This is a genomic window from Dyella sp. AD56 (genome assembly GCF_002878475.1).
GTDB lineage: Bacteria > Pseudomonadota > Gammaproteobacteria > Xanthomonadales > Rhodanobacteraceae > Dyella.
In genome coordinates this window covers 57,193-82,946 of the sequence record NZ_NRDP01000022.1, presented here as the reverse complement: position 1 = coordinate 82,946, position 25,754 = coordinate 57,193, and the positions used below count along the sequence as shown (strand labels likewise).

Annotated in this window: 21 protein-coding genes; 10 read left to right on the top strand and 11 right to left on the bottom strand. The window is 62.6% G+C overall.

Going from position 1 to position 25,754, the window contains the following annotated elements:
• Positions 1-2: 2 nt before the first annotated feature.
• The 3 genes from DyAD56_RS14220 (at position 3) to DyAD56_RS14210 (ending at position 2,704) form a co-directional block, all read left to right on the top strand.
• The gene (locus DyAD56_RS14220; protein WP_102303425.1) at positions 3-1,130 is read left to right on the top strand and encodes an FUSC family protein; all 1,128 of its coding nucleotides are present in this window, start codon (positions 3-5) and stop codon (positions 1,128-1,130) included.
• 128 nt (positions 1,131-1,258) lie between these two features.
• Complete coding sequence (gene frmR / locus DyAD56_RS14215) at positions 1,259-1,534, top strand: formaldehyde-responsive transcriptional repressor FrmR (RefSeq protein ID WP_102303424.1); 276 nt, start codon at positions 1,259-1,261, stop codon at positions 1,532-1,534.
• A gap of 60 nt (positions 1,535-1,594) precedes the next feature.
• Entirely contained in the window at positions 1,595-2,704 is a 1,110-nt protein-coding gene (locus DyAD56_RS14210; RefSeq protein ID WP_102303423.1) for an S-(hydroxymethyl)glutathione dehydrogenase/class III alcohol dehydrogenase, read from the top strand.
• Positions 2,705-2,804: 100 nt separating this feature from the next.
• Here DyAD56_RS14210 and DyAD56_RS14205 read toward each other — a convergent pair whose 3' ends face one another.
• A complete protein-coding gene (locus tag DyAD56_RS14205) occupies positions 2,805-3,743 on the bottom strand; it encodes a hypothetical protein (protein ID WP_158241352.1) in 939 nt (312 codons plus the stop codon).
• A gap of 132 nt (positions 3,744-3,875) precedes the next feature.
• Between DyAD56_RS14205 and DyAD56_RS14200 the strand changes: the two genes are divergently transcribed.
• A complete protein-coding gene (locus DyAD56_RS14200; RefSeq protein WP_158241351.1) occupies positions 3,876-4,421 on the top strand; it encodes an ECF-type sigma factor in 546 nt (181 codons plus the stop codon).
• A gap of 66 nt (positions 4,422-4,487) precedes the next feature.
• Positions 4,488-7,295 (top strand): serine/threonine-protein kinase, encoded by a 2,808-nt coding sequence (locus DyAD56_RS14195; RefSeq protein ID WP_102303420.1) that lies wholly within the window; start codon positions 4,488-4,490, stop codon positions 7,293-7,295.
• Between the two features lie 27 nt (positions 7,296-7,322).
• Here DyAD56_RS14195 and DyAD56_RS14190 read toward each other — a convergent pair whose 3' ends face one another.
• Positions 7,323-7,949: an isochorismatase family protein gene (locus tag DyAD56_RS14190; protein WP_102303489.1), complete on the bottom strand. Its 627-nt coding sequence runs from the start codon at positions 7,947-7,949 to the stop codon at positions 7,323-7,325.
• A gap of 129 nt (positions 7,950-8,078) precedes the next feature.
• On the opposite strand from DyAD56_RS14190, the gene DyAD56_RS14185 reads away from it, so the two are divergent.
• Together DyAD56_RS14185 and DyAD56_RS14180 are read left to right on the top strand one after the other, a co-directional pair.
• A complete protein-coding gene (locus DyAD56_RS14185; protein WP_102303419.1) occupies positions 8,079-9,038 on the top strand; it encodes a helix-turn-helix domain-containing protein in 960 nt (319 codons plus the stop codon).
• A 179-nt stretch (positions 9,039-9,217) separates the two neighbouring features.
• The gene (locus tag DyAD56_RS14180) at positions 9,218-9,589 is read left to right on the top strand and encodes a hypothetical protein (RefSeq protein ID WP_102303418.1); all 372 of its coding nucleotides are present in this window, start codon (positions 9,218-9,220) and stop codon (positions 9,587-9,589) included.
• Between the two features lie 61 nt (positions 9,590-9,650).
• On the opposite strand, the gene DyAD56_RS14175 is transcribed toward DyAD56_RS14180, so the two are convergent.
• The 4 genes from DyAD56_RS14175 to DyAD56_RS14165 all read right to left on the bottom strand — a co-directional run bounded on the left by DyAD56_RS14175 (position 9,651) and on the right by DyAD56_RS14165 (position 16,788).
• Positions 9,651-10,787, bottom strand: a complete 1,137-nt coding sequence (locus tag DyAD56_RS14175) for a nitronate monooxygenase (RefSeq protein WP_102303488.1) — start codon at positions 10,785-10,787, stop codon at positions 9,651-9,653.
• 156 nt (positions 10,788-10,943) lie between these two features.
• Positions 10,944-11,180, bottom strand: coding sequence for a hypothetical protein (locus DyAD56_RS23625; RefSeq protein WP_146010515.1), 237 nt, complete (start codon positions 11,178-11,180; stop codon positions 10,944-10,946).
• A 350-nt stretch (positions 11,181-11,530) separates the two neighbouring features.
• Positions 11,531-15,631 (bottom strand): ATP-binding protein, encoded by a 4,101-nt coding sequence (locus DyAD56_RS14170; protein WP_102303417.1) that lies wholly within the window; start codon positions 15,629-15,631, stop codon positions 11,531-11,533.
• A 17-nt stretch (positions 15,632-15,648) separates the two neighbouring features.
• The gene (locus DyAD56_RS14165; protein WP_102303416.1) at positions 15,649-16,788 is read right to left on the bottom strand and encodes a two-component system response regulator; all 1,140 of its coding nucleotides are present in this window, start codon (positions 16,786-16,788) and stop codon (positions 15,649-15,651) included.
• A gap of 167 nt (positions 16,789-16,955) precedes the next feature.
• On the opposite strand from DyAD56_RS14165, the gene DyAD56_RS14160 reads away from it, so the two are divergent.
• Entirely contained in the window at positions 16,956-17,639 is a 684-nt protein-coding gene (locus DyAD56_RS14160; protein ID WP_233202444.1) for a hypothetical protein, read from the top strand.
• Positions 17,640-17,771: 132 nt separating this feature from the next.
• A complete protein-coding gene (locus DyAD56_RS14155) occupies positions 17,772-17,978 on the top strand; it encodes a dodecin (RefSeq protein ID WP_102303414.1) in 207 nt (68 codons plus the stop codon).
• Positions 17,979-18,005: 27 nt separating this feature from the next.
• Here DyAD56_RS14155 and DyAD56_RS14150 read toward each other — a convergent pair whose 3' ends face one another.
• On the bottom strand, positions 18,006-19,202 hold the full coding sequence (locus DyAD56_RS14150) for an aminotransferase class V-fold PLP-dependent enzyme (RefSeq protein WP_102303413.1): 1,197 nt from the start codon (positions 19,200-19,202) through the stop codon (positions 18,006-18,008).
• Positions 19,203-19,523: 321 nt separating this feature from the next.
• Between DyAD56_RS14150 and DyAD56_RS14145 the strand changes: the two genes are divergently transcribed.
• The gene (locus tag DyAD56_RS14145; protein WP_199178978.1) at positions 19,524-19,676 is read left to right on the top strand and encodes a hypothetical protein; all 153 of its coding nucleotides are present in this window, start codon (positions 19,524-19,526) and stop codon (positions 19,674-19,676) included.
• 175 nt (positions 19,677-19,851) lie between these two features.
• Here DyAD56_RS14145 and DyAD56_RS14140 read toward each other — a convergent pair whose 3' ends face one another.
• From DyAD56_RS14140 to DyAD56_RS14125, 4 genes are all read right to left on the bottom strand, one after another.
• On the bottom strand, positions 19,852-20,085 hold the full coding sequence (locus DyAD56_RS14140) for a hypothetical protein (RefSeq protein ID WP_233202436.1): 234 nt from the start codon (positions 20,083-20,085) through the stop codon (positions 19,852-19,854).
• 315 nt (positions 20,086-20,400) lie between these two features.
• Positions 20,401-22,131 carry a ubiquinone-dependent pyruvate dehydrogenase gene (gene poxB / locus DyAD56_RS14135; RefSeq protein ID WP_102303411.1) on the bottom strand — a complete coding sequence of 577 codons (1,731 nt, stop codon included), beginning with the start codon at positions 22,129-22,131 and terminating at the stop codon, positions 20,401-20,403.
• A 145-nt stretch (positions 22,132-22,276) separates the two neighbouring features.
• Positions 22,277-24,607, bottom strand: coding sequence for an isoamylase (locus tag DyAD56_RS14130; protein ID WP_102303410.1), 2,331 nt, complete (start codon positions 24,605-24,607; stop codon positions 22,277-22,279).
• A gap of 266 nt (positions 24,608-24,873) precedes the next feature.
• The gene (locus tag DyAD56_RS14125) at positions 24,874-25,713 is read right to left on the bottom strand and encodes a plasmid replication/partition related protein (protein ID WP_102303409.1); all 840 of its coding nucleotides are present in this window, start codon (positions 25,711-25,713) and stop codon (positions 24,874-24,876) included.
• Between the last annotated feature and the right edge of the window lie 41 nt (positions 25,714-25,754).

The following is a 25,754-nucleotide window of genomic DNA, read 5'->3' as shown; positions in this document are numbered from 1 at the left end:
TCATGGAAACCAACCGCATCATCCGGCGACTGGCTCCCCTGAAGCAGCTCATGGGCGAGCTGTTTCGCGACTTGGCGACCTTGCTGAAACCCGGTCCGCGGATGGTGGATCAGGCCGAAGCGATTGCCTCCGTGCTGCTAGCCATCGCCATCGCGCAACTGGCAGGCACGCGCAATGTGGGATGGGCCGCTTTCAGTGGCTTCATGGTCATACGCTCGCATCTCTCCGCCAGCACGCAACGCGCGGCGTTGCGCGTGCTCGGCACCGTGCTCGGTGCCCTCGGCGGCTACGTCGTCGCCACGCAGATCGTCGGGCATCCGCTCTGGGCCAGCCTTTCGCTAGGCCTTGTAGTCACCGCCACCATGTACATGGTGCTGGTCGGTCGACGACCGTATGCGTGGCTGTTCACCGGCCTGACCTTTCTCATGGTCGTGGTCGAAAGCGTCGTTCCGCAGGCAAGCTCGCCCGCTTCATACGCGGTATCGCGCGTGGCGGAGATTTTGATCGGCACGTCAGCCAGCCTGATCATCAGTTATCTGTCGTCGAAGACCTTGCGCCGCTGGATACCGGGCCAGCCGCCCAAACTGGCGGTTTCCCAGTTCGGATGGCACACGAACGCGGCATGGCACGCACTGCAGGCCGGCATCGCCGCGGCGCTGGTTCCGCTGTTCTATCGCTGGGTCGCTATTCCTGCGCTGATCCAGGCCGGCATCACGGTGATGGCGGTGATGGCTGTTCCTCTGGCCAGTCTCGACACGAATCGCAGAGTCGTCTCGACACGCATGGTCCATCGCTTCATTGGCTGCAGCCTGGGCGCCCTGCTGGCCATCGCCATTCTGTTGTCCTGCGGTCACAACGCTGTGCTCATCACGCTCGGCGTGTGCCTTGGCGTGGCGATAGGCCGCCATATCGAGAACGGCCCGCATCGTTACGGTTACATCGGCGTGCAGTTCGCACTCGCCTTCCTCGTGGTGCTGGTGCCCGACCGCTACGCCAGCGCGGATATCGGGCCGGGCGTGGAGCGCTTGCTCGGCATCCTGGCCGGCTTTGCCATGCTGGTGCTGACACAGCAGCTATTCCGGGCAATGCGCGCCCTGCCCTCGCGCATTGCCGGTATGAGGCGGCGCTGACAACGGCTTCGCGCGCCACGGTGAAGCATGGACACGGCGACGCTTCCGCCTGGAAACGGGACTAGCCCACATACTGCCGGGGAGTATGTGATATATATACCCCACCCCAGTATAGGCGAGGCATCGACATGCCCCATTCCGTTGAAGAAAAAAAACGCGTCCTGGCGCGCGTCCGCCGCGTGCGGGGCCAGCTCGACGCGCTGGAAAACGCGCTGGAGAGCGGCGCGGAATGCGGACCGATCCTCCAGCAGATTGCCGCCGTGCGCGGTGCGATCAACGGGTTGATGGCCGGCGTGCTGGAAAGTCATTTGCGCGAAGAGTTCTCGCATCTGGCGAACGCCAAAGGCACGCCGGAGAAATCCATCGACGAAGTCGTTTCCCTCGTGCGCTCGTATCTGCGCTGACCTGTTCCGGCGCCTGCCCATAAGGCAGCGCCCTCTGTTTCCCTTGTTTCGAGGATTGTCATGAAATCACGTGCTGCTGTTGCATTCGGACCCGGCCAGCCCCTGCAGATCGTCGAGATCGACGTCGAGCCGCCCCGCAAAGGCGAAGTGCTGGTGAAGATCACCCACACCGGCGTGTGCCATACCGATGCGTTTACGCTGTCCGGCGATGATCCGGAAGGCCTGTTCCCCGTCGTGCTCGGACACGAAGGTGCGGGCGTGGTGGTGGAAGTCGGTGAAGGCGTCACCAGCGTAAAGCCCGGCGATCACGTGATTCCGCTCTACACCGCCGAGTGCGGCGAGTGCCTGTTCTGCAAGAGCGGCAAGACCAACCTGTGCGTGTCCGTGCGTGCCACGCAGGGCAAGGGCGTGATGCCCGACGGCACCAGCCGTTTCAGCTACAACGGGCAGCCGATCTATCACTACATGGGCTGCTCCACTTTCAGCGAATACACCGTGGTCGCCGAGGTGTCGCTCGCCAAGATCAGTGCGGATGCCAACCCTGAGCAGGTGTGCTTGCTGGGCTGCGGTGTCACCACAGGTCTTGGTGCAGTGAAGAACACCGCCAAGGTGCAGGAAGGTGATTCGGTAGCCGTGTTTGGCCTGGGTGGCATCGGCTTGGCGGTGATCCAGGGCGCCAAGCTGGCCAAAGCCGGACGCATCATTGCGATCGACACCAACCCCGGCAAGTTCGAACTCGCACGCCGTTTCGGCGCCACCGAGTGCGTGAATCCCAAGGATTTCGACAAACCGATCCAGCAGGTAATCGTAGAGATGACTGGCTGGGGCGTGGACCACAGCTTCGAGTGCATCGGTAACGTCAATGTCATGCGCGCGGCGCTGGAGTGCGCGCATCGCGGTTGGGGTCAGTCAGTCATCATCGGCGTGGCTGGTGCCGGGCAGGAAATCTCCACGCGCCCGTTCCAGTTGGTAACGGGACGCAAGTGGCTGGGCACCGCTTTCGGCGGCGTAAAGGGACGCTCGCAGTTGCCCGGCATGGTGGAAGACGCCATGGCCGGCAAGATCGAACTGGAACCGTTCGTGACGCATACGAAGCCACTTACCGGCATCAACGAAGCGTTCGACCTGATGCACGAAGGCAAGTCGATCCGTACCGTCGTCCACTTCTGATGCACGAGAAACCATCGTCGGCGCCATGCCGACGATGGTTTCTCGTTAGTGCAACCAAAGAAAAAGAAAGCTCCGCGTCCTTGCGGAGCCCTCTTCCCGCTCAGTGTTGATGCGACAGTGCGGTCGGCGTGGCGATGAAGCCATGCTGCTGATGGTTCGCATCGAGGTAATAGCCGGACACCACGCCAAAGTTGTTGATAGTGGTGGCCGCCGTGCCGGTCGAACCGGGCATGTCGAGCTGGATGAACTTGCCATCCTGCAGGATGAAGGAATGCATCGGGCCCGTGGCGCCCCAGAAATAGCCGGCGATCTGCCCAACGTCATTGATGGCAAAAATCACCGTGTTGCTGGCGCCGGGCACGTCGATCGTGGTGATCGTTCCGTTCGCGTCGCGATAGAAACCGTGCGGTTGGGGCGCCTTCGGATTGGTGTCCCAATAGCCGACGGACTGGTTGAGGTCATTGATGCCCAGCGGATAGGTTTCGACGGAACCCGCCACATCGAACGGCGTGTCCCAGCCATGTCCGCGACGCAGAATGCCGTGGAACGCACCATCGGCACCCCAGTACACGCCCAGAATGGTGCCGAACTCGTTGTAGCCGTCCACGTTCGAGTTGGGATGACCGGGGAAGTCCACCGTCTCGAAATGCTTACCGTTGATGACAAAGCCATGCTGCGCGCCGGCTGCGTCTGCATAGCCACCGTAGGTGTTGCCCAAATCGTTGGGACCACCCGCCGCACTGAAGTAAGTGCCCAACATCGTCGGGTCGAGCGATTCGAAACGGCCATGGCGATACACCATGGCATGCGCAGTGCCGCCGTTAAGGGCGAACTGGCCGCCCAGGTCACCAAAATCGTTGATGCCCCAGAAGATGGTCTGTGACGAGCCGGGATAATCGAGCGTCTGGTAGGTATAGCTGCCGGGCGTCGGGGCGGTGCCGCTGTCCGCGGAAGCAACGCCCGCAAGGCTGGCGAAGGCCAGCGCGAAAGCAACTGCGGCCCTTGTGAGGCGGCCGTATGTAGCGCGATGATTCGACATGACTTCTATCCTCTCTTGGATGCGACGGGTGATGGCATTCCCTGGGCTTGTTGTCGTTCCGAATACCGCCATCTCTCCTTACAGCGCAAAAAGGGAGTCGATAGCGACACGACCAAAGGAAGGTCGACACACATGAACGCAGAGCCGCAGATCACCCAGGTGCTTTCGCGCGCCGCCAACGGCGATGCCGCGGCGTTCGATACCTTGATCCCAAAGATCTACACAACCCTGCGCCGCCTTGCACAGCACCAGCGCGCACGCGAAGCCGTGCATACGTTGGAAACCACCGCGCTGGTCCACGAGGCCTACCTGAAGCTGATCGCCAGCGACGAACTCGCCTTCGCCGATCGCGCCCATCTGTATGCGTACATGAGCCGCGTGATGCGGCATCTGCTGATCGACCACGCGCGACGCCGGAAGGCACAGAAACGCCAGGCACCCGAGCTGACGGCTGCGCAGGATGCATCAGACATCATCGATGTACTCGCCATCGACGAGGCGCTGACCCGGCTGGCCGCCACCGACGAGCGCCTCGCTCGCGTGGCCGAGCTGCGTCTGTTCGCGGACCTGTCGAGTGCGGAGATCGCCGAGGCGCTGGACGTCACGTCACGCACGGTGGAGCGCGACTGGCTCAAGGCGCGCACCTTCCTGGCCGCCTGCCTGATGCCCGATGCGTAAGCGATGTCGCAATCTGCCCGTTGAATACGCTATAGGGGTAAATCCGTTGAGCAACTTGCGCCGCCCATGAACTCCGCCTTCGCCGAACGGTGGCATGAAATCGAACCGCTGATCGATCAGCTATTCGACGTGCCCGCCCATGAGCGAATCGAATGGCTGCGCAAACACTGCAACGACACCACCTTGCGCGCCCTGGTGGCGCAGGCGCTCGACAACGCATCCGGCGTGGAGGCGCTCGAACGTGGCATGGAACAATGGTTGCCGACGCTCGCGGATGAGTCGGCCGATGCCCTACCGACCATCGACGGATATCGCGTGCTCCGTTTTGTCGGCGCAGGGGGCATGGCCAGCGTGTTCGAGGCAGAACGCGAACTACCCGGCGGCCCGCAGACGGTAGCGTTGAAGCTGTTGCGCATCGACGTGCATGATGCCGACGAGCGTCGGCGTTTTCTCCGCGAGCAACGCATACTCGCGCGGTTGCAGCATCCACACATCGCGCAACTGCTCGACGCGGGGTTCTCCCCTTCAGGAACGCCGTTCCTCGCGCTGGAATTCGTCGCCGGCGACGACCTGATGTCGCACTGCGCACTGCGCAGCCTGTCCCAGCGCGAGCGCCTCCGACTGTTCCTGGACGTGTGCTCTGCCGTCGACCATGCGCACCGCAACTTGATCGTGCATCGCGACCTGAAACCCAACAACGTGCTGGTCGGTGCGGATGGTTGCGTCAAGCTAGTGGACTTCGGCATCGCCAAACTGCTTACGGGCGACGGTGAGCGTACGCGCACCGAAGCGCGCCGCCTTACCCGCTCGTACGCAGCCCCCGAACAACTGGCCGGCGATGCCGCCACCACCGCCATTGACGTTTATGCCCTGGGTGTACTGCTCGCCGAACTGCTCGGCGATCAGCAGCCGCATCGCAACGACGACGCCCACGCGAAAGCCTCCGTTTTCGACGACGAAGCCCTACGGCGAACGCTTGGCGTGGACCTCCACGCCATGGTGCAGGAAGCCACCCGCGCCGATCCCGCACGCCGCTATGCGAGCGCAGCCGCCTTTGGCGCCGACATCCAGCGCTATCTCGAGGGCAAGCCTCTGCAGGCCCGGACGGATACGCTGGCCTATCGCGCGCTGACGTTCGCCAAACGCCACACCCTTGCCGTCTCCATCGGCATCGTCACCGCAACGTTGCTTGCGGGCGCAACGGTGATCGGGTTGCACGAAGCCCGGCTTGCGCGACAATCCGCGCGAGATGCGCACGCGCAAGCGGTGACCGCTTTCGGCGAGGCCCAGCGCGCGGATGCCCTCAAGACCTTTATGGAAGAGCTGTTCGACAGCGCCACGCATGGCACCGAATCGAACGAGACTGCGGAAGAGCTGCTGGCGCGCGGCCGCGAGCGTGCCGATCGGGATTTCTCCATGCAGCCGGCGCTACGCGCGGAGATCCTTGCCTTGGTCGGTGACCTTGAACGCCGCAGCGGCCATCCGGAGCGCGCGTGGCAGCCACTGGAGGAAGCCGCGACACTGGCCAATGCCCAGTTTGGCGCCACCGACCAGCGCACGATGCACATCGAATACCTGCTCGCGAAGGAGGCCGACGAACTCGGCCGCGTGCGCGAGGCGACGGCGCGATTGCAGCATGCCATCGACGCCTTTGAAACCGGTCCGGAGCGTGACTCGCCCGAGGCCGTACAGGCGCTGGCGTGGCTGGCAGGTTTGGACGAGCGCATCGGCGAGTCGGCAAAAGCCATCACGCTCGGCGAGCAAGATGTAGCGCTGGCCCGCCGCATTCTCCCGAGCGACAGCGAGGCCTTGACCGAAGCCGTACTGAATCTGGGTTGGATCTTCGGCGATGCCGGCCAGCCGGAGCGGGCCGAGCCGTTGTTGCGCGAAGCACTGGCGCGTAAGCGCAACCATCTCGGCGCACAGCATGCCGACGTCGCCGATACCATGACCTTGCTTACCGCAGCGCTGACCAAATTGGGCCGCTATGGCGAAAGCGAGCAGCTTATGCGCGACGCGCTGACCATCGATGCCAGCGCCTATACCCACCCGAATGCCCATACCGCATGGCATCTGAATGACCTTGCAGCCGTCTATATGCAGGAGGGCAAGCTCGATGAAGCCTTGGCGTTCTATACCAAATCGATCGCCGTAGACCAGGCGCTGAAACCCGCGTCGGTACCCACCGAAGCGATCAGCATCAGCAACATCGCCAAACTCCGCTTCCGACAGGGCGCTTATGCCGAAGCGGAAGCCGGCATGCGCGACGCCATTGCGCGCAGGCAACGCCTGCTTGGTGTGGACTATATCGACAACGGGCGCGGTTACGACCGCACGTATCTTGCCGAGATGCTGATTGCCTGCGGGCGCTTCGACGAAGCGCGCGCGGAAGCGGACGGCGCGTTGGCCGAAGCCCGACACCGCTATCGCGACGCGCACCCGGACACGGCCTTCGCGCTTACCGCGAAAGCAGAGCTATTGGCAGCCACGGGCGACTACGAACACGCGGTGGCGTTCGGCGCGCAGGCTGTGGAGATCTATACCGCGCTGGACGACGAACGCTCGGAGAAGGCGATCCGCGCGCGCATCGTCTACGCGGATGCCTTGCAAGAGCTTGGCCGCGACCGGGAGGCGGCGGTGCAGCTTGACGATGCCCTGAGCGCCGCGCACAGCAACGTGCCGAACACCAGCGTACTGGTCGCGCGCATCGAAGCCGACCTGGCGCATGTCGATGCCGCGCTGGGCGACAAGACCAGCGCCGAAAACCTTCGCGCCGACGCCCGCGTGATGCTGGCGAATGCCGAGGCAGGTCCGAACACCGACCGCGAAACAGCCACGCATCTACTTGCTGCCACTACCGACAAGCGGCGGTAAGCCTCCCTTCCCTGCGGAGGGCCTGCATCAGGCCGACGACACTGCCAGCAGCGGCAACGCGATCAACGCATCCGTGGTGAGGATGTCGCCGAAGGCATCGTCGATGGCGGCCAACGCCGCCTGATGCAGGGCAGCATGCGTTACGGTCTGCCCACCGGCAGTGTCGAGGTCGCGGGTGGCGCAGGCGTCCCCCACCACCACCACGCCATAGCCGAGCGGCACGGCGTCACGCGCTGCACCGGTGACACAGGCGTGGGTCATGAGACCGGTGATCACCAGTGTGTCGATGCCGGCCTGTTTCAACTGGCGATCGATATCTGTCGTCGGAAAGACGCTCACTGATGACTTCGTCACCACATGGTGATGCGCGGCGGGCTGTAAGTCGGCATGGAACGCGACAGTATCGCTGTCCTCCGCAAAGATGGGACTACCCGATGGTGTCACATGCCGCACGTGATACACCGCCATGCCCGCTTCATCCGCGTGCGCAATCAGGCGCCGTGCGTTACGCAAAGCCGCGTCGCCATCGGGAATCGGCATGCGGCCGGCGAAATACTCGTTCTGGAAATCGATCACCAGCAGCGCGGTGCGGGCCGGAGCCAGGGCCGCCGGTGTGGCAGCGCCGGACATGGTGCGGATGGTTGGGTGGGTCATGGTGTTCTCCTGTCGGATCATCGGGTGACGCCATGTTCCGCATTCGGTGCACCGCCTAAAAGTGGCCTGAATGACAACCTATGATAGATTTCGGCCAATCCGGCTCCGCAGCCGTACCCGGTGATTCCTATGCACACCATTGCCGTCATCGCGTTCGACGGGATCAGCCCGTTCCACCTTTCCGTCCCCTGCATCGTGTTCGGCGACGATCTGCTCAAGCTGGGCGTGCAACGCTATCGCCTGTTGATCTGCGGCGAACGTCGGGGGCGTATTGCCACCATGTCCGGCTTCGATATCGAGGTGAAGCACGGCCTGGGTTCGCTCAAACAGGCCGATACCATCATCGTGCCGGCCTGGCGCACGCCGAGCGAACGCCCACCGGAGGCCGTGCTGCGCGCGCTGCAGCAAGCGCATGCTCGGGGAAGCCGCATCGTCGGCCTGTGCCTGGGCACCTTCGTGCTGGCGGCAGCCGGCCTGCTCGACGGCCGGACGGCCTCCACCCACTGGGCGTGGGCGGACGAATTCGAGCATGCGTATCCCGGCGTCACGCTGGATCGCCATGCGATCTATGTCGACGAAGGTGACGTCCTCACCTCCGCAGGTACGGCTGCAGCCATCGACTGCTGCCTGCATCTGGTACGGCGCGACCTGGGTGCTGACGTCGCCAATCGCATTGCGCGGCGGCTCGTCGTCGCCCCGCAACGCCATGGCGACCAGGCGCAGTACATCGAAAATCCCGTGCACAAAGACGATGCCCCGGATGCACTGAGCAAGACACTCGAGTGGGCCATCGCGCACCTGAACCAACCGCTTGGCGTCGAACAACTGGCCGATCGCGCGGGCATGAGCCTGCGCACGTTCAGCCGACACTTCCGCAAGAAGACGGGAACCACCGCCATTTCCTGGCTGCTTCACCATCGTCTCGCTGCCGCGCAGCGACTGCTGGAAACCAGCCATCATTCGATCGACCAGATCGCCGGGGATGTGGGCTTCGGCTCGACCGTGTCATTCCGCCAACACTTCACGCGCACGTTTTCGATCTCACCGGGCAGCTATCGGCGACAGTTCCATGCACAGCCAGGACACTAGCGCTGATGGCATGACGCGCGGCTCATGAGTTCGTAGATGCCTATGGCAGGCGGGCAAAAGCCAACGCAGCACCACGGCGGTCAAATTTAGGACTTGTCCTATGTGTTGCACGCGCCTGCTAGGGCAACCTGCTTCCACCTGCCGAACCTACGCGCACGGCGCATTGATGGAGGCCCTCCATGCTCAGCACCCATTTCGTTCCGCATAACGAGCTCCACGTCTTTCGTGGTGGCGAGTGGCAGTTCAGCGTCGCTGAGTTGCGGCTGAGACGTGATGAGGCGGCGGATACCGAGCCCCTCGCCCACCAGTTCTGCCTGAGGTCGCCCGGCCTCGATCAGGTCGCATTCGACGTACGCGACATCCGACCGATGGATCAGCAGATGACGTGGGATCCGCATCTTCGCGTGGGACGACTCACGCGCCTTCTCGACAAATGCTTCGACGCCCCGAAAGACCTCGTGGATGCGATCGCACCGTATATGTGCCCGCTCGATGCGTCGGTACGTTTTGCCACGCCACCCCAATCCGAGAATGGCGCTGCAAATCCGTAGGGCATCGGCGGCTGGCTCGGTCGCGGACCAACTGCCACAGGCCAACACGGAAGGCCCCGTTTCAGACCGACGCCTTCCGCCATTCCGCGATTAGCGTTTCCATCAAGGCATGTGAGGACATCGTCCTCGCGAGCGGTGCACCCTGCCCGGCCCAATGCGCGCCGTACCCAGACTCGCCGGCGGCGCGCCCCGCTGCGTTCAATGCTTTGCCCGCGTCGTAGCCGATCGGATAATCCGGCACGTCAGCGTCCGGCACCGAAGCGCCAAGACGTGTGAACAAGCTTGCCAGGCTGCGCGCCGGCCGCCCGGACACCGCACGCGTTATCACGGTGGCGTACGCAGCGTCGCTCGCCAGCGCTTTGCGGTAACCGGCATCGGCTAGTGATTCGTCCGTTCCGACAAAGGCCGTACCCAATTGGGCTGCTGCGGCACCGAGTTTCAATACGGCGGCTATGCCCGCGCCATCCATGATGCCGCCAGCGGCGATCACCGGGACACTGACGTTCTCTACCAGCAAGCGCGTCAAGGCAAACGTGCCAAGCCTGCTATCTTCCGCGTCGGGATCGAACATGCCACGGTGCCCGCCCGCTTCATAACCCTGGGCGACGATGGCATCCATGCCGGCGGCTTCGAGCGCTTTCGCCTCCTGCACATTCGTCGCCGAACCGATCAGAAACACGCCAGCGTCGTGCAACGCCTTGACCTGATCCGGCCGTGGCACGCCAAAGTGAAAGCTCACCACGGCGGGCCGTTCGGCCACCAACATGGCGAGCATGGCCTCATCGACGAGGAACGACGTGTAGATCTCCTTGAGCGATGCTGGAGGCGTTGCGCCAAAACGCTTGAACTCGGGCGCCAAGCGGGCGAGCCACGCCGCTTCTTTCACTGCATCTGTATGCGCGGGTCGGTGCGCGAACACGTTGATGTTGAGCGGCCCCTTGCTCAGCTGACGGAACGCATGAATAGCGCCACGCGCCTTCTCTGCCGTCATCGCACCCACACCCAGCGAACCCAGCCCACCGGCGTCGCTCACCGCAGCGGCCATAGCCGGAGAGGAAACGCCGGCCATCGGCGACTGGACAATGGGCACGCTCATGCCAATCGCGTTGAGCAACGAAGAAGATGCGTGCATCGCCATGGTTGATCGCTCCTGCCTGGGTGGGGACAGTGCGAAGTTTACGCGCCTGCGATGACACATCGGAGCGACGTATTCGCGCAGGGCATGCATGCGCGTTGAAAATCAGCGATAGCCTGGCATTGCCATTAGTGAACCCACACCCGCAACGACGTCCACATCACGCGCGGCACGCCGCCCACGGACGGCGTGCCGCAAGATAGCTCCATGATTGCAACGTCAGTGCGTTGTGGTAGCGGGAGCTGGTGAACTTTGCGGATAGGCCGGCGCTGGCATCGCCGCGCTACTGCCTGGAGCGGGCGACGACGCAGGCATGGCTGGCGATGGTGCCGCCGTCGAACTCACGGGCGCAGGCGGGGGCGTGTTGCCATTCTCGCTGTCGTGATTACCGCACCCGGCGAGCACAGCCACCAGCAGCGCCAGCGGACCCACCATTTTTCGTGCTGAAAGCATCATGATTCATCTCCGTGACTATGTCGGATCGATCAGGACCTGCATGCATACGCCCTGCTCGTGCGTGCTGCTTCCTCACCTTACCGAATGTATGCAGGGCATTCCTTCGCATGCATTCCCAACCTTCACGGGCACGTTCGGTGGCTTTCGCGCTAGCCGACTTGCATGGCGAGTCGCTGTCCATCGTCGTGCACTTGGACGCGTCGCAACTGGCTATCGCACGGTTGATTGTCTTTTCTATGGCGCCAATCTCATGTGCACGGCATGTCATGCTTTTGCACATGCGGCACGGTGTTCAGTAGGGGCTTAGGTTTCTTCACACATCTGTCACGCGCAGCGGAAAAACGGCCTATCTAGCGCGCATCAATCGTTTTAATGCGTTCAAGCCCTTCGAGCACGGGATGCAATGCAGCCACGACTTTCGCCAGCAGGCGGTCCACTTCCTGCTGGGGCGAGCCGTTCTTACAAGCTTGCTGCAGTTCGCTGGCCGCCGTGGCAACCATCGACGCTCCAATATTCGCGGCGGATCCGCGTAGCGTGTGCGCGATACGGTAAGCCTCCAACGGGTCGCGGTCATTGGCCACCTTGAATGCCTGCGCAAACTCCTTGTTGTTCTGCAGAAACATGCCTAACAAACGACGATAGAGCGCCGCGTTGTTACCGCAGATACGCAAACCCATCGGCTGATCGACACCCGGAAGCTCGCCTGCTACGCCAACATCGACGGCCATGGCGCCAGCGGATGCAGCGCGAGGCTTGATCCATCGCGCCAAGGTGGCAAACATGGTGGGGATATCCAGCGGCTTGGCGATGTGATCGTTCATGCCAGCCGCCAGCGCCTTCTCGCGATCGCCGACCGAGGCATCCGCCGTCATAGCGATCACGGGAAGATCGGCGAGGTGTAACTCCGTGCGAATGGCACGGGTTGCCGCGTAGCCATCCATAACCGGCATCTGGCAATCCATCAGGACGCCGTCGACGCAGGGATCGGCCGCCACGATGTCCACGGCCTCGCGTCCATTGTGTGCCACCACCACCTCGATACCCTCGCGCCGGAGCAGCTCTACCGCCAGCTCGCGGTTCAGGTCATTGTCCTCAGCCAGCAGTACTCGCCGCCCGGATAACACAGAGGCAGCGCGGGCCTTTGCCTCCGGCTGCGCGATATCCACCGTTGCTGCGCGAGCGGGAGTGGGATGGAGCAAACGAGCCAGGGCATCACCCAGCGCGCGTGGCGTCACGGGCTTGACCAATACATCGCCCGACGCTCCGGTGGTTTCATCCCTTCCGTCGCGCCGATACGCCGACACCATCGACAGCAGCCGCTCGTGGCCATGCACGTTGGCGGCGATAGCCTCATACCCGGGTATACGCGCGTCGATCAACACAACACGATACGGCCGTCCGTCACGGCGGGCCTGTTGTACGTGTTGCGAACCCTCGTCCGCGGTTCCTGCGACGTCCACCGCCCAGCCCAGTCCGCCAGCCATGGCAGCCAGAATGCGGCAGGTCGCATCGCTGTCGTCAACGAGCAGCAGCGACGCGCCTGCAACCACGGCTGGCTCTGGCGATGTGCTGCCCTGCGGCTGCACGCGCAGGCTCAGGCTCAGGCTCAGGCTCAGGCGTACATGAAACGTCGATCCACGGCCCGGCTCGCTCTCGACCCAGATCGCTCCACCCATCATCTCCGCCAGATCGTGGGAGATGGCTAGCCCGAGCCCGGAGCCGCCGTACTTTCGCGTGGTGGACGAGTCGGCCTGCACGAACGACTCAAAGATGCGCCCGCACTGATCGGCGTTCATGCCTATGCCCGTATCGGTGACACGGAAATGCAGCGTTACCTGCTCGCCATCGCCCTGCTCCTTCTCGACGCCGATGATGATGGAGCCATGGTCGGTGAACTTCACCGCGTTGCTGGCCAGATTGACGAGGATTTGCTCCAGCCGCAGCGGGTCGCCAACCAACGCCGTCGGCGGGTCGCCTTGATACTGGAATAGCAGCTCCAACCCTTTATCTTCTGCCTGCAAGCCGATCATGCCCGCGACGTGTGTCATCACCTCATCCAGGTTGAACGGCACGCGCTCCAAGCGCATGCGTCCCGCCTCGATGCGCGAGAAATCAAGGACATCGTTGATGATGTGGAGCAGGCTTTCCGCGGCGCGGTGAATGTTCTCCAGATAGCTTCGCTGCCTGTCATCGCTCGGCGACTCCAGCGCGAGATGACTCATACCGATGATCGCGTTCATCGGTGTACGGATTTCGTGGCTCATATTGGCGAGAAAGTCGCTCTTGACCCGGGCCGCCTCCTCCGCCGCCTCCTTGGCATGCAACATGGCGGCCTGCGCCGCGTTGTGGTCAGTGATATCTACTAGCCAGGCCAGTACGCCCGGCTCACCGTCGTAGTCGATGGGCAGGAACGTGGTGAGCATGTCGCGCTCGCGGCGTTGCGCGTCGTACATGCGAACCTCGCTATTGGACACCATGCCCTGGTTGTCCAGGCTGGCCCAGATACGCGCCCGCTGACCGGTCTCCACATACATCGGCGCCGTGGTGTCACCCACACCGACCCCAAAGGTCGCCAGGAATTTGGGATTGGCAAAGCAGATCCGCCCCTGTGTAGATACGGCGATGCTCACTGGACTGTTGTCGAGGATGTACTGGAGCCGCTCCTCGCTCTGCATGAGCGCCAGCTCCATGGCGCGACGCTGGCTAACGTCGCGCACGGCGGCACATACGCAGCGCCCCTGCGTATCCAGTGCGGGGAGGAAGGAAAGGCCGATCTCCACCGAAAGCTCGCTGCCGTCCTTTCGCCTGCCACGCAGATCGACGTTGGCGCGCCCCATCCGCCGGCTCTCGCCTTGTACAAAGAAGTTCTGGCGAAGCTTGACGTGATTCGCATCCGACCGCAGAGGCACCAGCTGCTCGATGGGAGCACCATCCAATTCGCCGCGTTGGTAACCGAACATCGCCTCCAGGCGTGGGTTGGCGAGGACAATGCAGCCCTTCTCATCGACGATCATCATGCCGTCCGGTGCGGATTCGATGATGCCGCGATACCAGGCACGGGCGGCTTCAATGGTGTGCTGCGTCGCCTCCAGCGCGGCGGTTTTCTCGATGAGCGATGCGGCCTGCTGCCTGCTCTGCTCCAACAGGTGGCGCATATCCAGCCCGTGCTCAAGCATTTCCATGTTGATGGCCAGCACCGGCAGCAGTTCATCGACCAACGCCTGCTGTGCGTCGGTGAACGGCGCGAGCGTGCCCAGCTCAACCACACCGAGCAGGCGCTCATTCCGCACGACGGGGATAACCAGGATCTGGACGGGAGGATTCTCCCCCAGTCCTGTCGTCACTTTTAAGAAATCAGCAGTTGGGTCAGAAAGAGTAAGTGTGCGCCGCTCCACGGCGCATTGCCCGACCAGACCTTCTCCCATGCTGAACACCGGTCGCGCCAGCGCTGCGGCATAGCTTCCTTGCAGGCGCAGTCGCCTAGTGGATGGTTCATGTGCGTAGAGCGCCGCGTGGCCGATGGGTACCAGCCGTGCCATGGACGAAAGAAACCGGTCGCCCAACGCATCGGGCTCGGTGATCGACTGCAGCTCCCGCGCAATCGATGCTGCGTGCGCCGTCACCCAGCGCTGCGCTTCCGTCTGCCGGCCTTCCGCCTGCAGAGTCGCGATGGCGCGGGCCAACTCACCCACTTCGTTGGGATAATCCGTATAGGGAACGGTGATGTCCAACCGGCCGACACTCAGCAATTTAAGTGCATTTCGCAACCCCTCCGCAGGACGCCGTACCGTGCGACTGATCAGCCGGCCAAACAGCACGCCGGCGATCAGTCCCAACACGATCAGCCACACGGTGAGCTCGACATCGACATGGAAGCGCGCAAAGGCGTTCTGTACCTCGTCGCTGGCACCTGCCCGCTTTACCCGTGTGATGCGATCCAAGGCATCCCTGGCGACGATACCCGCTTGCTGAAAGTCGCTCGAGACAATGACGTCGGCGGCGACGTGATCTTGCGCGCTACTCGTACTGAGCAATGCCGCCACACTGTCGACCTGATGTGCGTAGTTCGCAAAGGCCCGCTCGAATTCGGCGAGGTTATGTTTGTTGGCCTCGCTGTAGATACGCGGCGAAGCTTGATCCATCTCGCTTCGTACCAGGGCTTGTGCTTCAGCCGCTTCACCCAGCGCAGCTCGGCGCCCGGGCCCCGGCGCCGACAGCACGGCCTGTCGCAGATCCTGCCCCATATCTGCCAGCGCCGCCCGTGCGGCTTCGATATGGAGCAGGCCCTGCATGTCCTGCTCGTAAAGCCGTTCGATCCGCCCCATCTGGATGCGCTGCACACTGAGGCTATAGGCGCCCAACAGGATCGCAATGAGCAATACGCCGCCGAACCCAAGTTGCAAGCGTAGTCGCAACGGTAGGCGTTCCAGTCGTTCGAACAAGCGGCTCATCGATTTCCGCCATACCTTCAGGTAGCAAGATGATGCGCGAGGCCATTGCCGTGCGCGGCATCCTCATCGGAGAACTGGCCGGCGATCGCGCGGAAGGCATCCTCCTTCGACAGGAAGGCATCGAGCACATCCGGATCGAAGTCTATGCCTCGCTTGGCGGCCATCATGGCGACGGCCTCCTCGTGCGTCCTGCCTTTCTTGTAGACACGCGGGCTGATCAGCGCGTCATACACGTCGGCGACAGCCATGAGCCTCGCGGACACCGGAATGGCCTCACCTTTCTTGCCTTCGGGATAGCCGCTGCCATCCCATCGCTCCTGATGGCTGTACGCCATCTCCTTGGCGATGCGCAGGAACGCCATCGGCGTACCCAACCGATCTTCGGCCCGCTGTAGCGCGTCGCGCCCCAGCGTGGTGTGCGTCTTCATCACCTCGTACTCTTCCGGCGTCAACCGTCCTGGCTTGAGCAGGATGTGATCGGGGATGCCGATCTTGCCGATGTCATGCAAAGGCGCCGACTGAAACATCAGCAGGCGCCCAGGCTCATCCAGTACGGCCGCAAAGCGTGGGTGGTCTTTCAGTGCATCGGCCAGCACTCTCACGTAGTGCTGCGTGCGACGAATGTGGTTCCCCGTTTCGTTGTCGCGTGTCTCTGCTAGCGAAGTGAGCGCGAGGATGGTCGCCTCCTGGACAGCCGTGACTTCTCGCGTGCGGCGGGCCACCTCGCTCTCGAGGTACGCGTTCTTGTCGCGCAGGAACTCCGCCACCGCCCGCAACCGAAGCTGCGCGGCCACGCGCGCCATCACAACAGGGGGATTCACCGGCTTGGTGATGTAGTCCACCGCACCCAGCACCAATCCGCGGGTTTCATCTTCCGTGGCATTGAGCGAGGTGAGGAAGATCACGGGGATGTCCCGTGTCTTTCCGTTCGTTTTGAGCTGGCGGCAGACATCGAAACCGGACAAGCCCGGCATGACGACGTCGAGCAGGATCAGGTCCGGTTGCTCATTGGAAGCGATGAGCAACGCCATTTCGCCGTCGGATGCTTCAAGCACGCGATAGATCGGCTTCAACAGTTCGGACAGGATCAGCCGGTTATCGGCCGCGTCGTCGACCACCAGGATGGTGGCCAATTCGTTGGCGTCTAAGTCTCCCATTCCTGCCATCTCCCCCACGCAGCTCAGGTATGGCGCCAAGCGATGGTGTTGCCCGGCAAAGCGAAATAAACCCCCAACGGACGTGAAGATGGCGCGTAGGCAAACCGGCTGCACCGTGACAGAGACGAAACGTACTTAGACCGAATTACCTAAACACCCGACCGTAGATGTTCGCTATCCGCAGGGGCACTCAAAACGCTGAAATACGGCGGAGCACGAAGCTCCCATGCATACGTTGCAAGCGACGCATTCTTCGCCACGCAGGCTGCCATGAATCCGTCCACGGCCAAGCGATTGCCACCTATCCGGAGCAGCTCATGAGCGGGATAGCAATAAAGATCAAACACGAGTTCATGAAGTTGCTCCCGCCGACGATCTTCTTTTTCGTCACCATCAATATCGTCGTATTGATTCGTGCGCTTCTCACCAAGGGCACCGGGCTCTCGCTGCCAACCTTCGCCACCATCGTGATTTCTGCGCTGATCCTCGGCAAGGCCGTGCTGATCGCCAACATGCTGCCTTTCATCAATCGTTTTCCGGAAAAGCCGCTGATCTGGAACGCAGCATGGAAGACGTTGATGTACATGGCGGTCGCGACATTCATCCATTATCTGGAACGCCTGCACGAGTTCTGGAAGGAAACGCACGCCATCGGCGCCGCCAACCACCAACTGATGACGCAAATGAACTGGGCTCACTTCTGGGCCATCCAGCTCATGTTGCTGATACTCATCTTCAACTATTGCGTATTCGCCGAACTTGCCCGCGTGATCGGTGAGCAAAAGCTCAGGCAGATGTTCCTGGGCCCGATGCCGCTTGCGCCGGGCCCTGCGAACGGGCCGGCGACCTAGGCGCTGCCGCCACACCGGCTCGGCGGACGCCGATAAGGCCGCCCAGAGCAGCCTTCACACCTTCTTGGCGAGTGGGGGTATGGAGTGGTTGGAGGCCTGCGATCCGGCACGGCCCCAGTGGAGACCACACGCATGTCCGAGCACGTCTACAAGTCCATCGAACTCACCGGGTCCTCGAAGACCAGCAGCGACGATGCCATCCGTACAGCCATCGAGCATGCGTCCAAGACAGTACGCAACATCCGCTGGTTCCACGTCATCGACACCCGTGGCCACGTCGATGACGGCAAGGTGGCGTACTGGCAAGTGACGTTGAAGGTGGGCTTCACGTTGGAGTAACCGGGCGGGTACCCGGAGCGATCGGCGTCAGCCTGGCGACGAAAGCAACCACGCCGCACAACGCTCGACGTCGCTCGATCCATGCCAGCCGTGGAACGCGATGCGCAGGTAGCCTTCGCGCGTGCTCGCGCTGATGCCCTGCGTTTGGGCAGCGTTGAGCAAACGCGCCGAGGTCTCGAGCGGCACCGCGAACGACAGTATCGAACCCATCTTGCCTGCCGCGAGCAGGTCTCCCAATCGCCCCGCCTCCACCGCCCACGCCGCGTCTGCCGCCAGCATGGCGAGCAAGCTGCGCTGCAATTGGGCGACATGCGCCTGGATGCTCGCCGCCCCACCGCTCTGCACCAGCAAGCGGATGGATGACGCCAGCGCCGCGCACGACAGGATGGACGGACTGCCCGCCTCCAGGCGTCGCCCGTCCGTCGCCCAGGGTTCATCACTCTGCGTTTGCGTGCCGCTCTGCGAGAAATCGTCGGGTGCGGACAGCCAGGTACCCAAGGGGATCAGCTGCTGGCGGAACGTGCGATCCGTCCACAGCAAGCCCTGTCCCTGCAGACCCAGCAAGCCCTTGTGCCCGCCGGTAGAGAACGCGCTGACACCATCGAACGACGAAGCCACGGTGCCTGCGCCCTGGATGCCGTCGACGACCAGATGGACGCCGCGCTCACGGCACCCCCGGCCCAACTTATTCAGATCAAGCCGAACACCGTCCTGGTAGCGCACCCACGACACCGCGATGACCCGCGTGCGCGGCGTAATGGCGTCCAACAGCCGCTGTTCGGGCTCGATGCCCGCGTCGGGAGCACGTGCGGACTGCCCTTCCCACAAGGCAATCTCTGTGTAGGTCACACCGCGGCGTGCAAGCGACAGCCAGGGTAGCCGGTTGCTGGGGAACTCCCCGGCGGGAATCACCACCTCGTCACCGTGCTGCCAGGGATACCCCAGCGCCACCACTTCCAGCCCGGTCGAGGTGCAGGTCACCAGACTCATGTCCTGTGCATCGACACCGAGCAGTGTGGCGCTGATATCACGCAGGGATCGCTGCACGTCGAGGAAATCCTCGTTCCAGCGCAGATCCCAAGGCCGAAGTTCGGTATCCAGCAGAGCACGCACCGTCTCGGCAGAAGCACGGGGCAGCGGGCCGTCCTTGCAGTGCGATAGCCAGAGCACGTCTGGCGGCATGTCGAACAGTTGGGGTGCTATCAACGGGGAAACAGCGTGCATCACCAGTGTGTTCCTTGAGCCAGCATGGACAACCCGGCCACGCCTGGCACCTCGGCGGTGCGCATGAACCGAAGGTTCGGCACCGTATCACACCGGATCCGACGGCTGCCCTGGGTGCACCGAGTCTTCCTTCACACGATGTCCGCGCTTGTCCGCAGTCCGCACCACCTGTCCGGACAACGTCCGCGGACAGTTCCCAGGCGTTTGAAGGAATGGTGAAAATGGCTTAGTGACGCGGTTTTCCAGCGATATGGCGCGTTGGCACGAGGCTTGCCATGTATATCCATGAAAGCCACTCAACCCCGTTTAAGGAGAACCATCATGAAATTCGAGAACCTGATGCTGCACAGCCTGTTCGCCGCCTGCCTGCTGGTTTGCGTACTGACCTTGGGCGCCATGATCAGTGCACCGAGCTATGCACCTGCTTCCGTCGCGAGCGCCAACCACGTTACCGCGACGCAGCCGGCCGGTTGAGAAAGCCACCGTGCGTTCCGCACTGCACACCGTGCCCCGACTGAGCAATCGTTTCAACACGACCACTAAGAAAAAATAGCCCCGGGGATATCCCGGGGCTCGATGAGCGCAAGGGCGTGCGCTTGAAGACGCAGTTCCGCGAAAGCCATGCAGCCCGATCCTCAGGAAAGGGCCGTCAGAACAGTCGACTCAATTCGGTCATTCCGTGGCGTTCCATCGTGGCGTACAACTGCTCCCACCACCATCGCCGGTCTCCCTCATCGATCGCTGACGTGGGCATATGTACCAGTTGCTCGAAAGCCGCCCAACGATCCTCTTCGGGCGCATCGATAGCAGCCAGCCGGACCAGTTCCGCATCCAGCTCCGCAAACTTCGCTGTCAATTGCTCTCTGGAGTAACGCACAGGCATCGCGCCGCTACCGGGTCATTGCACTTTTGCACTGCTTACTTTCTACGGCATTTCGCTACGGCGCTATGCAGAAATCCGGCAGCAAAGACCTGCGCGTATGGCGCGCCATGGCCTATCGCGTTGACTTTCATTCATCACGCACGGGCAAACGCAGCAGACGCGGCCCTTCTTTCACAACCCTGAATGATTCCCTTCGCCTGCCTGACAGAAACAACCCTCTTGCTCGCTCATACAGCGAGTCCTGCGGGGCCAGCCCATCAGCCAGCGGCCAGAAAGCCCGCGCAAGCAGTAGCGCCGTAGCCGGTATCTCTGCGATCAACGGAACAGATTGCTCTTCGCCAGCTCGATCAGCTCGTCGCCACGCCCATTGATGACGGTACGCAGTGCCCACAGGCCGAAGCCCTTGGCTTGTTCCAGCTTGATGCTGGGTGGCATGGCCAGTTCCTGTGTATTGGTGACCACATCCAGCAAAGCGGGACCATCGTGCGCAAGGATGTCTTTCACCGCTGCGGGCAGATCGCCGGGATCTTCCACGCGTATGGCGTGCACGCCGGCAGCCCGCGCTACGGCGGCGAAATCAGGGTTCACCAGCGACGTCCCCGTTTCCAGGTAGCCACCCGCCTTCATCTCCAACGCCACAAAGCCGAGCGTGTGGTTATTGAACACCACCACTTTCACCGGCAGCTTGTGCTGCACCAGCGTGAGGAAATCGCCCATCAACATGGTGAAACCGCCATCGCCGGAAAGGCTGATCACCTGCCGTGCCGGAAACGCGGCCTGCGCACCGATGGCCTGAGGCATAGCGTTCGCCATCGAGCCATGCACCAACGAGCCGATCAAGCGTCGACGCCCATTCATGGTGAGATAACGCGCAGCCCAGATCGACGGCGTGCCCACATCAAAGGTGAAGATCGCATCGTCCGCCGCCGCTTCGCTGACCAGCTTGGCCAAGTATTGCGGGTGGATGGGCTTGCGCCCTGGCTTGCCTGTCGCCAGTTCATCCAGGCCTTCCCGCGCCTTGCGATAGTGCGCCAGGCAGGCATCCAAGTAGGCCCGATCCGTCCGCGCCTTCAGCTTCGGTAGGAGCGCACCAATGGTTGCGGATACATCGCCCACCATGCCGAGATCCAACCGAGTGCGTCGCCCGAGATTCTCCGGTCGCACATCGACCTGCGCGATCTTCGCGTCCGTCGGATAGAACTGGCGATACGGGAAATCGGTACCTAGCATCAGCAACGTGTCGCAGTTCAACATGGCGTGATAGCCGGAGCTGAAGCCGATCAACCCGGTCATGCCGACGTCGTATGGGTTGTCGTATTCCACGTATTCTTTGCCACCAAACGCATGCACGATGGGTGCTTTCAGTGCCTCGGCCAACTTCAGCAAGGGATCGTGTGCACCCGCGCAGCCACGTCCACACAGCAAGGTGACTTTGCCGCTGCCATTGAGCAATTGCGCCAGTGCATCGACGTCCGCCGCTGCTGGCTGCACGACGGGAGGCCGGAGCGCCATGGATGCACCGGCCGACGGCTTGGCGTTCAACTCGCGCAATGCGACGTCACCAGGAATGATCACCACCGCTACACCACGCAAGCCGACCGCCGCGCGAATGGCGCTTTCCAGCACGCCAGGCAATTGTTCTGGGCTCGATACCATCTCGCAGTAGTGGCTGCATTCGCGGAACAAGGATTCCGGATGGGTTTCCTGGAAGTAGCCCCGGCCAATTTCCGCACTGGGGATGTGTGCCGCGATAGCGAGTACCGGTACACGCGAGCGATGGCAATCGAACAGGCCGTTGATCAGGTGCAGGTTGCCAGGGCCGCAGCTACCCGCGCAAACGGCGAGCTCGCCGGTGAGGTGCGCCTCCGCGCCTGCCGCGAATGCCGCGGATTCCTCGTGCCTCACGTGGATCCAGTCGATATCGCCGCGCCGCCGCAGCGAATCGGTGATGCCGTTGAGGCTGTCGCCCACGACACCGTAAATGCGCTGGACACCGGCCACGTGCAGCGTTTCCGTTACGACATCAGCCACTTTGGTATTCGCCATAACCTGAATCCTTGAGAGGAAGAAAACGAGCCGCTACCCGCCGCGCTTGTTTCGAGTATGGCGATGAGATCGTGACAGACACGTCAGCCTAGCCCGCTCCTCTGCCACCGGCGCTACCCGTTCGGGTAACGCCGGTGCCTCGCGGCTATTTGGAGATCAACAGCAGCAGCGATTGACCGCATTGCCCATAGGTGGTGCCAGCGCCACCGATCAAGGTCTCGTTGCCCGGAGCAACAAACGTATTGGCGCCATCGTTCCAATCGCAGGTATCGGTGACGCGATACCACTGCGTACCCGACGGCGGCGCAGGCAAGGTGAACGTCACGCTGCTCGACCAACCGTTGTATGCGACGTAGATGGAATTGCTGTCGCCCAACGACGGCCCATTGATGGTGTAGGCAAGGGCGTAGTTGCTGGTGTTGTTCCAGTAGCTGCTGTCCGCTGCCGCCCCGCTGGGCTGATACCACGCCAACTGGCTGCCGCTATACCAACTTGACGGGCGAAGCGCGGGATGCGCCTTGCGGAACGCGATCAGGCGCTGCGCATAGGTATAAAAGTTCGACTGGTCGGTGGTCCAGCTGTAGCTGAGCCAGTTCGCGCTGGAATCGAGGTTGTACGCGTTGTTGTTGCACTGAAGCGTACGCAGGTATTCATCACCGCCCTGCATCAGCGGCGTGCCCGCCGACAACATCTCGAAGGCCATGCCTGTTCGCGCCGCACGACGCTGGTCGACAGCGGCACCGGTACCCGCCGACATACCCTGATCCCAACTGTAGTTGGTGCTCGTGCCACCGTCCGACGGTCCGTAGGGCCATGCCTGGCTGTTGCTGGCGCCGTTGCAGGAGTACACGTCCTTCAAGGTCAGACCGTCATGCACGTCGATAAAGTTGATCGAATTCCATGGTGACCGCCCACTGGACTGGAACAGGTTGGACGAACCGGAGAAGTCATTCGCATCCTGTGTCACGTAGATGGTCATGCTGCCCAGTTCGTTCTGCGCCTGCCGCAGGCTGTCGCGGAACAAACCATTCCACTCGGACCAACCCTGTGGAAATCCGCCCAACTGATACGAGTTGCCACCGATGGCCCAGGGTTCCGCGAACAGATCCAAGCCGCTACCGCCCGCAGCAGGGCGAACGGTGAACTCGCGCAGGATGCGGTTGATCGCCACATTGGAATCCGCCGCGTCGAAGTTGTAACCACCGTTCGGGCAATTCGGTGCGGATGCGGTGTACGCCCCATTGAGGCAACTGTTGCCGAGCACGGAAGCAAGATCGAAGCGGAAGCCATCCACGCCCATCGTGTTCGCCCAATAGGCCAGCGAATCGACGATAAGGTTCTGCGCCACGGTGTTGTACGTATTGAAGTTCGCGCCGATGCCAGTGTTGTCGTAGAAATACTGATTACCGGAGGTCAGCTCGTAGTACGTGGCATTGTCCAGGCCACGCCACGAGTAGATGGTGGCCGTGGTCGGATCGCTGCTGGTCCAGGTACCGCCTTCGGCAGTGTGGTTGTAGACCACGTCCATGTAGACCTTGATGCCTGCGTTGTGAAACGCCTTCACCATCGCCTGGAATTCCGCGGTGGGACCGCCAGCCGCTTTGTTGTAGGCATAGCGGCGATCCGGCGAGAAGTAGTTCTCCGTCATGTAGCCCCAGTAGTTCTGGTTAGCGTCTGAATTGGGGACCACATCGTTCGCGTCGTTCTGTGTCTCCTGCACCGGCAAAAATTCCACCGCCGTCACGCCGAGGCTGGCGAGGTAACTCGCCTTCAACCCCGCGCCGTAATAGGTGCCGCGATACTGCGCAGGAATGGAGGTGTCCTGCTCGGTGAAACCGCGCACGTGTACTTCGTAGATCACATCATCCTTCTGCGCGCGCGTGGGCTTGGTGCCGGTACTTTGCGTGCTCGGCACCAGCACCACGCCCTTGGGCGCGTAGATGCCGCTGTCGGTGGTGCGATAGCTCGCGCCAGAGGCGAACACGTTACCGTTCTGGTTGGACGGGTTCAGCGGATCCTGGCTCACTTCCTGTGCGTAGGGGTCCAACAACAATTTGTTGGGGTTGAAGCGGTTGCCATTGGTATCGACGTCGGAAACGAACCCCACCTGCGAGCCTTTGCCCCAACTGCTGGCATACGGCCAGTTAGGTCCCCAGGCGCGGTACCCGTAGTACACCGCGCCCGAGATACCGGCCCCCTGGATCGACGACACCGGCACCGTTACCGCCCACACACCACTGCCCGCCGGGCTCAGCGTGTATGTGGCCGCCTCCTGCACACCGTAGCCTGCCGAATAGAGGTACAGCACGATGCGCGTAGCCTGCGAGGAGTAGACGCGAAAGGTGATGTTGGCCCGTTGCGCGTCGTAGCTCGCGCCCAGGCTCATGCTGTTGATGGCAGCATGCACCGGCATAGCGGGCACACCGGCGAGCACCGCGCAGCCAAGCAGCGCGGCGAGAATCTTTGGGCACTTCATGGGTCAGCCTCCATCCTGTTTCGTTGACGATCAGGTCGAACAGCGTCGGCGCCACGGTGCGCATCCTTGCCGCGGCGTGCGGGCAAGCGAAAACCACTGTCGAAAGGAGGAACGGGATGCACAGATCAGACATCCCACGGCATACCGCGCGCACTCCCCACGCGCGGCAGCCACCTGGTCGGCAGTGCGATGCATCGTAGAAAGCATCGCAATGCAGCAACCAGCCATTGCATACGTATTCATTGCGGACGGCGTCCGCAAACGCGTTACGCGTTGGCCGAGCGCTCCCAGCGCGCGAGCTGTTCGCGCAGCGCTTCGTTGTCGGCCTTCAGGTCGGCGACTTCCGCCGTCAGTTCCGTCACACGTCGGCGCAGGGTCGGCAAATCCTCCTCGCCCGCCTCCGGTTCCTTCTTCGGCTTGCGCTTGGCGTCGCGTACGCGCTTGGCCGCCTGCTTGAGCTCGTCGTCGCCAGCGATCGCGGCCGCACGCTGCTCTTCCTCCGGCAGGGTCGCCACCGCTGCCGCCGCGTTGATCGACAGCGCGCCGGACTTGACGGCCGCGACCACTTCGGGCGCCGCCTGTTTCTGGATCTTTTCGATCATCACCACCTGGCTGTTGCTCAGGCGTGCTTCGCGCGCCAGCTCCTGCCGGCTCGGCAAGGGCTCGGCCTTGCCTTTCGCAACGGACGGTGCGTCGGCGGGCTCCTGCACGGCAACGTCAGGCGCTGCGTCGGTTGCGGGCGCAGGTGCTGCATCGTCCTGCGCAGGCTTGGCCCGCGTGCGGCGCTCCGCCAGGATCTCACGCTTGCGCAGCGCCAATACGCCGCGCTGGAAGTCGGACACGCTACGCCGCCCCAGGTGCTGCTCGATCATCCACAGGTGGACGTCTTCCATGGACTGGAAGCGCGTGTTCTGTACCGTGTTGAACGGCAAGTCGTGCGTCTTGCAGATGCCATAGCGGTTATGACCGTCCACCAGCACATTGCCCCACAACACCAGCGAATCGCGGCAGCCTTCGGCGAGCAGGCTGCGCTCCAGCGCCTCGTGCTCGTCGGGAGTGAGCGGGTCGATGTAGGCCTTGAGTTCTTCGTTGACGACGATGTCCATAGAGTCAGGCAAATACGGCAAAGGGGCGGCATTGTAGAGAA

Coding starts and splice junctions, on each gene's coding strand:
- DyAD56_RS14220 (WP_102303425.1), top strand. CDS start 3: ATGGAAACCAACCGCATCATCCGGCGACTGGCTCCCCTGAAGCAGCTC.
- frmR (WP_102303424.1), top strand. CDS start 1,259: ATGCCCCATTCCGTTGAAGAAAAAAAACGCGTCCTGGCGCGCGTCCGC.
- DyAD56_RS14210 (WP_102303423.1), top strand. CDS start 1,595: ATGAAATCACGTGCTGCTGTTGCATTCGGACCCGGCCAGCCCCTGCAG.
- DyAD56_RS14205 (WP_158241352.1), bottom strand. CDS start 3,743: ATGTCGAATCATCGCGCTACATACGGCCGCCTCACAAGGGCCGCAGTT.
- DyAD56_RS14200 (WP_158241351.1), top strand. CDS start 3,876: ATGAACGCAGAGCCGCAGATCACCCAGGTGCTTTCGCGCGCCGCCAAC.
- DyAD56_RS14195 (WP_102303420.1), top strand. CDS start 4,488: ATGAACTCCGCCTTCGCCGAACGGTGGCATGAAATCGAACCGCTGATC.
- DyAD56_RS14190 (WP_102303489.1), bottom strand. CDS start 7,949: ATGACCCACCCAACCATCCGCACCATGTCCGGCGCTGCCACACCGGCG.
- DyAD56_RS14185 (WP_102303419.1), top strand. CDS start 8,079: ATGCACACCATTGCCGTCATCGCGTTCGACGGGATCAGCCCGTTCCAC.
- DyAD56_RS14180 (WP_102303418.1), top strand. CDS start 9,218: ATGCTCAGCACCCATTTCGTTCCGCATAACGAGCTCCACGTCTTTCGT.
- DyAD56_RS14175 (WP_102303488.1), bottom strand. CDS start 10,787: ATGTGTCATCGCAGGCGCGTAAACTTCGCACTGTCCCCACCCAGGCAG.
- DyAD56_RS23625 (WP_146010515.1), bottom strand. CDS start 11,180: ATGATGCTTTCAGCACGAAAAATGGTGGGTCCGCTGGCGCTGCTGGTG.
- DyAD56_RS14170 (WP_102303417.1), bottom strand. CDS start 15,631: ATGAGCCGCTTGTTCGAACGACTGGAACGCCTACCGTTGCGACTACGC.
- DyAD56_RS14165 (WP_102303416.1), bottom strand. CDS start 16,788: ATGGGAGACTTAGACGCCAACGAATTGGCCACCATCCTGGTGGTCGAC.
- DyAD56_RS14160 (WP_233202444.1), top strand. CDS start 16,956: ATGTTCGCTATCCGCAGGGGCACTCAAAACGCTGAAATACGGCGGAGC.
- DyAD56_RS14155 (WP_102303414.1), top strand. CDS start 17,772: ATGTCCGAGCACGTCTACAAGTCCATCGAACTCACCGGGTCCTCGAAG.
- DyAD56_RS14150 (WP_102303413.1), bottom strand. CDS start 19,202: ATGCACGCTGTTTCCCCGTTGATAGCACCCCAACTGTTCGACATGCCG.
- DyAD56_RS14145 (WP_199178978.1), top strand. CDS start 19,524: ATGAAATTCGAGAACCTGATGCTGCACAGCCTGTTCGCCGCCTGCCTG.
- DyAD56_RS14140 (WP_233202436.1), bottom strand. CDS start 20,085: ATGCCTGTGCGTTACTCCAGAGAGCAATTGACAGCGAAGTTTGCGGAG.
- poxB (WP_102303411.1), bottom strand. CDS start 22,131: ATGGCGAATACCAAAGTGGCTGATGTCGTAACGGAAACGCTGCACGTG.
- DyAD56_RS14130 (WP_102303410.1), bottom strand. CDS start 24,607: ATGAAGTGCCCAAAGATTCTCGCCGCGCTGCTTGGCTGCGCGGTGCTC.
- DyAD56_RS14125 (WP_102303409.1), bottom strand. CDS start 25,713: ATGGACATCGTCGTCAACGAAGAACTCAAGGCCTACATCGACCCGCTC.